Raw genomic sequence first — 6,848 nt, 5'->3', positions numbered from 1 at the left:
CCCGCGATCCGCGGGCGCCCCTCTCATCCGTGTACGGGTCAGCTGTGTACCGGCGTCGGCCTCAGCCCCGGTTCAGTTCGAACCACACCACCTTGCCGGTGCTGAGCCGGGTCGCTCCCCACCGTCTGGCCAGCTTGTTCACCAGATACAGCCCGCGGCCGCCCTCGTCCGTGTGCCGCGCCTGCCGCAGCCGCGGGAGCTGCGGCACGTCGTCGCCGACCTCGCAGCGCAGTACGTCGGTACGCAGCAGACGCAGCGTGACCGGCCGGGTCGCATAGCGCACCGCATTGGTCACGACCTCGCTGACCAGCAGCTCCACGGAGTCGGTCAGCTCCTCCATGCCCCAGCGCGACAGCGCGCGCCGGGCGAGCCGACGGGCCCGGCCGGGAGCCGCGTCCTCCGGCTCCAGGAACCAGTACGCCACATCGCTCGGCGCGATCCCGTCGAAGCGGGCGGCGAGCAGCGCGATGTCGTCGTCCCGGTCGCCCGGACCGAGCATGTCGAGCACCTCGTCGCACAGCGCCTCCAGCGGCGGCGGGTGATCGGGTCCGGTGAGCTGCGCGGTCGCGGCCAGCTTCTCGCGCAGCTGCTCTATACCGGTCCACACGTCCCGCAGCCGCGACTCCACCAGCCCGTCGGTGTACAGCAGCAGGGTCGCCCCGGCCGGGGCGTCCAGCTCCACCGCCTCGAAGTCGACACCGCCGACCCCGATGGGCGCGCCCGCCGGCACCCGCAGCACCTCCGCCCGGCCGCCCAGATGCAGCAGCACCGGCGGCGGATGCCCGGCGTTGGCGATGGTGATCCGGTGCGAGACCGGGTCGTAGACGGCGTACAGGCAGGTCGCCATGCGGTCGGTGCCCAGCCGCTGCGCCTGCTCGTCGAGGTGGTGCAGCACCTCCTGCGGCGGCAGGTCCAGACCGGCGAGGGTCTGCGCGGTCGTCCGCAGCTGGCCCATGATGGCCGCCGACGTCATGGAGTGCCCCATCACGTCACCGACGACCAGCGCCACCCGGCTGCCCGGCAGCGGGATCGCGTCGTACCAGTCGCCGCCGACCCGCGCGGTCTCCGCGGCGGGCAGATAACGCGACGCCAGCCGCACCCCCGTGGGACGCGGCAGGGTCTCCGGCAGCATGGTGCGCTGGAGCTCGTCGGCGATGTACGCCTCCCGCCCGTACAGCACCGCCTTGTCGATGCCGAGCGCGCTGTGCGTGGCGAGCTGGGCGGCGACCAGCAGATCGTCCGCCTCGAAGGCGATGCGCTCGGGGCGGCGCAGGAACACCGCGGCCCCGATCACCCGGCGCCGGCCGCGCAGCGGCGCCAGGATCGCCCGCTGGCCGCTGGGCACGACCAACTCTCCGCCTTCACCGAGAAGTTCCGGCAGCGCTGCCCGGGCGGCCGGGGCGTCGGCGAACACCGGGCGCACCCCGCGCAGCACCTCGGCGAGCGCGCCACCGGGCCGCACCTCGCACAGTTCGGCGGTGACGGCCGACAGCTCGGTGAGCTCCGGCGGCTGCTCCGGCTGGGGCACCGAGGCGAACCCGTTCTCGGTGTCGCGCTCCTCCGGGATCCGGTCGGTGCGGCGCAGCCGCAGCACGACGGGCCCGGTGGGCCGCTCGTCGCCGATCGGCAGCGGGTCGCGCAGATACACCAGGATGGCGTCGCTGAAGGTCGGCACGGTCGCCCGGCACAGCCCCATCACGATCTCGTCCAGGTCCAGGCCCCGGGCGATCCGCCGGGTCGCGGCCCCGACGAAACGCAGCCGGTCCCCGTCCCGTCGCATCGGCGTGGGCTTGCCGGGCACCAGACCCTGCCCGGTGCGCCGTTCCTGCCCTCGCCCGGCGTCCCGTCCGTCGGCCGCGGGGCCTGCGCCGCCCGGCTGGGCCGGGATGACCTCGGGAGCGGGCCGCGGCCGGTGCGTACCGGTCTCCGCGACGGCGGGCTGGGAGTGCTCCGGGTCGCCGCCGGACTGGTCCTTGCCGCACGGCGTCGCGGCCCCCGGCGTCTCGCCGGCCCGCGCCTGGGCGCCCCGGTCGGACTGGGCCGACGGGGCGGACTGCGGCGTTAAGGCGGCGGCACCGGGAGTGCGGGCCGGTGCCGGGGTACGCAGGAGCGCCCCGCGGGGGTCCGTGGGGTCGACGCCCGGCTGCGGGCGTTCGTAGGAGGTGGGCTGCTCCGTCACGCGTGTCGAATCCGTCCGTCCGGGGCTGCGCGCCGCGCGCGCAGTTCGTCCCGCAGAAAACCCGATACCCGGAATACCTGCCCCAGGAACGGAATTGCCGCGCGACCAGAGGTTGTTGCCGTGCCACAGGCGATGCGGGCGAAACCCGAACCGGCGCGGCCGGCGGCCCTGCCCGTGCCGTGCCGGCCCCGGGCGCAGCCCGGACCGGTGTTGCCCTCGTACCCCTCGCTCACGTCCTGCCGCCCCTCGGTGACGTTCGGTCAGGCTCGGTGCCTGTTCCGGGAGTTGCCGCTGTGCGCCCTTGCGGAGGACGATCCTACGTTTCGCGCCCGGGGGCATATCAAGGGTCTCATGAGGACACGTGCGCGGGCGTACGGTCCCAGTCCTCCGGCAGCAACGGTACGGCCCAGGAGGGATCCGGGCGCCAGTGCTGCCAGCCCTGGCTGTACGGCGCACCCCAGGCCCGGATCACCTCCACCGCGTCCCGCCCCGCCGCCCGCACCCGTTCGGCGAGGTCGGCGTCCATCAGACCGTCCCGCTGGGCCTGCGCGAACTCGTCCTCGTCGCGCCAGTGCCAACTGCGGTCCGGGTGCACGGAGATGTCCAGAAAGTGATCCTCGGAGTCGACCCCGCCCTCCCAACGGGCCAGCGGTTCCTCAAGGTTCACGTACCAGTTCTTGAACTCCCAGCCCGGCTCCCAGAACAGCCACACCGACCACGGCTCACCGGGCCGGGCCAGCTTCAGCACCCCCGTGCCCAGCCACCGGCCGCTGCGGGCCACCCGCGGCTTGGTGTAACGCGACTCCAACGGCTCGACGTGCACCGGGGTGCCGTCGGCGAGCACGGGCCGCATGCACTCGGTGCCCGGCGCCATCCACACCGCGAGCACCTCCTCGTCGTCCCGGGCGACGGTGACGGGCCGCGCGATATGGAAGCGCTTGCCGCCGTTCTCCCGGTAACGCCACAGGATCTGACTCCCGGGCGCCCAGAAAGCCGTCGAACCGCCCGTCCCCACACGTCTCATCACTTCACCCTCTGCCATGCACAGATATTAGGTGTCAGGGGCATACGACGCTGCGGTACCGGAAATGGTTCACACCTGAGGAGGTCCCGGTTCGCCAACCGTCACGGGCGCGTCATACGCAGGACATCCAGCGCCTCGTCGAGCTGCTCCACCGTGAGGTCCCCGCGCTCCACGTATCCGCCCTCCAGCACGACCTGCCGGATCGTCCGCCGCTGCGCCAGCGCCTTCTTGGCCACCTTCGCCGCCTCCTCGTACCCGATGTACCTGTTCAGGGGCGTGACCACGGACGGCGAGGACTCGGCGTACTCCAGCGCCCGCTCCCGGTGGGCGACGATCCCGTCCACGGTCCGGTCGGCGAGCAGCCGCGACACCCGGGCGAGCAGCCGGATCGACTCCAGCACGTTCCTGGCGATCACCGGCAGCATCACATTGAGCTCGAAGTTGCCCGCGGCCCCGGCGACGGCGACGGCGGTGTCGTTCCCGGCCACCTGGGCCGCGACCATCAGCACGGCCTCCGGGATCACCGGATTGACCTTGCCGGGCATGATCGAGGAGCCCGGCTGGAGGTCGGGCAGCGAGATCTCGGCGAGCCCGGTCCGCGGCCCGGAGGCCATCCACCGCAGATCGTTCGCGATCTTGGTCAGGGAGACCGCGACGGTCCTGAGCTGCCCACTGGTCTCCACGATCGAGTCCCGGGCGCCCTGTGCCTCGAAGTGGTCGCGCGCCTCGGTGAACGGCAGCCCGGTCACGGCGGCCACCTCCGCGATGACCGCGGCGGAGAACCCGGGCGGGGTGTTGATCCCGGTGCCGACCGCGGTGCCGCCCAGCGGCAGTTCGGCGAGCCGGGGGAGGGCGGCGGTGAGCCGTTCGACGCCGTACCGCACCTGGGCGGCGTACCCGCCGAACTCCTGCCCCAGCGTCACGGGCGTGGCGTCCATCAGATGCGTCCGCCCCGACTTCACCACGTCGGCGAACTCCTCGGACTTGCGGCCCAGCGCGGCGGCCAGGTGCTCCAGGGCCGGGATCAGCTCGCGGGTGACGGCGGCGGTGGCGGCGATGTGGATCGACGACGGGAAGACGTCGTTGGACGACTGCGAGGCGTTGACCTGGTCGTTGGGATGCACGTCCCGGCCGAGCCGCTCGCTCGCCAGCGTCGCGATCACCTCGTTGGCGTTCATGTTCGACGAGGTGCCCGAACCCGTCTGGAACACGTCCACCGGGAAGTGCTCGTCCCAGGCGCCCGCGGCGACCTCGGCGGCCGCCTCCTGGATCGCGTCGGCCACGTCCTGGCCGAGCACCCCCAGCTCGGCGTTGACCTTCGCGGCCGCCCCCTTGATCCGCGCGAGCGCCTCGATGTGCGCCCGCTCGATCCGCTGCCCCGAGATCGGGAAGTTCTCCACGGCCCGCTGGGTCTGGGCCCGCCACTTGGCGTGCGCGGGGACCCGGACCTCGCCCATGGAGTCGTGCTCGATGCGGTAGTCGCTCATACCGGCGACAGCGTCCCCACGGGCCGGGATGTTCCCGGAGGAAACGGAAGGGCGCCCCCGTACCCGACGGGGACGCCCTCCTGGCCGTACTGCGGGTGCTACGCCAGCCCGGGTCCCCGCACCGGGATCGACGTGAACGTCGGCGCCGGCGCCGGGTCCTGGAAGAAGTCGTTGCCCTTGTCGTCGACGACCACGAAGGCGGGGAAGTCCTCGACCTCGATCTTCCAGACGGCCTCCATGCCGAGCTCCTCGTACTCGACGACCTCGACCTTCTTGATGCAGTCCTGGGCGAGACGGGCGGCGGGGCCGCCGATCGAGCCGAGGTAGAAGCCGCCGTGGGCCTCGCAGGCGTTGGTGACCTGCGCGGACCGGTTGCCCTTGGCCAGCATCACCTTGGAGCCGCCCGCCGCCTGGAACTGCTCCACGTACGAGTCCATGCGGCCGGCCGTGGTCGGGCCGAAGGAGCCGGAGGCGTAGCCCTCGGGGGTCTTGGCCGGACCCGCGTAGTAGACCGGGTGGTCCTTGAGGTACTGCGGCATCTCCTCGCCCGCGTCGAGGCGTTCCTTGATCTTGGCGTGCGCGATGTCGCGGGCGACGACCAGCGGGCCGGTGAGCGAGAGCCGCGTCTTGACCGGGTACTTGGTCAGCTCGGCGAGGATCGTCTCCATCGGCTGGTTGAGGTCGATCTTCACCACGTCCGAGGACTCGTCCAGGTGCTCGTCCGTGGTCTCCGGCAGGAAGCGCGCCGGGTCGGCCTCCAGCTGCTCCAGGAAGACGCCCTCGGCGGTGATCTTCGCGACGGCCTGACGGTCGGCCGAGCAGGAGACGGCGATCGCGACCGGGAGGGACGCGCCGTGCCGGGGCAGGCGCACCACGCGCACGTCGTGGCAGAAGTACTTGCCGCCGAACTGCGCGCCGATGCCGATCTTCTGGGTCAGCTCGAAGACCTTCTCCTCCAGCTCCTTGTCCCGGAAGCCGTGGCCGAGCTCGGAGCCCTCGGCCGGGATCTCGTCCAGGTAGTGCGCGGAGGCGTACTTCGCGGTCTTCAGCGCGTACTCGGCGCTGGTGCCGCCGACCACGATCGCCAGGTGGTACGGCGGGCAGGCCGCCGTGCCCAGCGAACGGATCTTCTCCTCCAGGAACTTCATCATGGAGCCCTCGTTGAGGACCGCCTTCGTCTCCTGGTAGAGGAACGACTTGTTGGCCGAGCCGCCGCCCTTGGCCATGAACAGGAACTTGTAGGCGCCGCCGTCGGTGGCGTACAGCTCGATCTGCGCCGGCAGGTTGGAGCCGGTGTTCTTCTCGTCCCACATGGTCAGCGGGGCCATCTGCGAGTAGCGCAGGTTCAGGTTCTTGTACGCGTCGTAGATGCCACGGGAGAGGGCGGCCTCGTCGCCGCCCTCGGTGAGCACGTTCTGGCCGCGCTTGCCCATGACGATCGCCGTGCCGGTGTCCTGGCACATCGGCAGCACGCCCGCCGCCGCGATGTTCGCGTTCTTCAGCAGGTCCAGGGCGACGAACTTGTCGTTGGCCGAGGCCTCCGGGTCGTCGATGATGCGGCGCAGCTGCGCGAGGTGGGCCGGGCGCAGATAGTGCTGGATGTCGTGGATCGCCTCCTCGGCGAGCTTGCGCAGCGCCTCGGGCTCCACCTTGAGGAACGTCCGCCCGTCGGCCTCGAAGGTGGACACACCCTCGGAGGTCACCAGCCGGTAGGGGGTGGTGTCCTCTCCCATCGGGAGCAGATCGGTGTACGCGAACTCAGGCATCTCGCCCATTCCTCACTCGACAGACAGCGGCTGGCCTCCATTGGCAGCGTCCACCAGCCTAGAACCTGGCGTCCGCGCAGAGCCTGTGAGGTAAGGCTCACTTCGGGGGTGTCGCGATCTATCGTGTTTCGCTAGTCTGGTTCCGTGGACCTTCAGAAGCAGACCGAGTCGCGCCCCGCCGCCGAGCCCCGGGGCGCCGAACTGCGCGCCTCGGACGCCGACCGCGACCGCATCGCCGACATCCTGCGCGACGCCATGGCCGAGGGCCGGCTGACCGCGGACGAGCACGCCGAGCGGGTCGAGGGCGTGCTCGCCGCCAAGACGGTCGGTGAGCTGGAGGTCTTCATCCGGGACCTGCCGGCCGCCCACCACCGGGCCGCCCCCGCCTACGC

General features: G+C 71.8%; 5 protein-coding genes. 1 reads left to right on the top strand and 4 read right to left on the bottom strand.

What is annotated here, in order from left to right; translation table 11 throughout:
• Positions 1-61: 61 nt before the first annotated feature.
• The 4 genes from FNH09_RS43215 to FNH09_RS43200 all read right to left on the bottom strand — a co-directional run bounded on the left by FNH09_RS43215 (position 62) and on the right by FNH09_RS43200 (position 6,456).
• A complete protein-coding gene (locus FNH09_RS43215) occupies positions 62-2,179 on the bottom strand; it encodes a SpoIIE family protein phosphatase (RefSeq protein WP_162469970.1) in 2,118 nt (705 codons plus the stop codon).
• Positions 2,180-2,528: 349 nt separating this feature from the next.
• A complete protein-coding gene (gene fomD / locus FNH09_RS43210; RefSeq protein ID WP_152895343.1) occupies positions 2,529-3,221 on the bottom strand; it encodes a cytidylyl-2-hydroxypropylphosphonate hydrolase in 693 nt (230 codons plus the stop codon).
• A gap of 83 nt (positions 3,222-3,304) precedes the next feature.
• Positions 3,305-4,690, bottom strand: a complete 1,386-nt coding sequence (locus tag FNH09_RS43205; protein ID WP_152895342.1) for a class II fumarate hydratase — start codon at positions 4,688-4,690, stop codon at positions 3,305-3,307.
• Between the two features lie 98 nt (positions 4,691-4,788).
• Positions 4,789-6,456, bottom strand: coding sequence for a fumarate hydratase (locus FNH09_RS43200; RefSeq protein WP_162469969.1), 1,668 nt, complete (start codon positions 6,454-6,456; stop codon positions 4,789-4,791).
• A 144-nt stretch (positions 6,457-6,600) separates the two neighbouring features.
• Between FNH09_RS43200 and FNH09_RS43195 the strand changes: the two genes are divergently transcribed.
• Positions 6,601-6,848: DUF1707 domain-containing protein (locus tag FNH09_RS43195; RefSeq protein WP_162469968.1), on the top strand; the 248-nt coding region annotated here is incomplete at its 3' end.

Origin of the sequence: Streptomyces adustus, from assembly GCF_009377175.1 — a bacterium.
GTDB lineage: Bacteria > Actinomycetota > Actinomycetes > Streptomycetales > Streptomycetaceae > Streptomyces > Streptomyces adustus.
The sequence above is the reverse complement of the archived record's forward strand: the minus strand, read 5'-3'. Positions and strand labels throughout refer to the sequence as shown.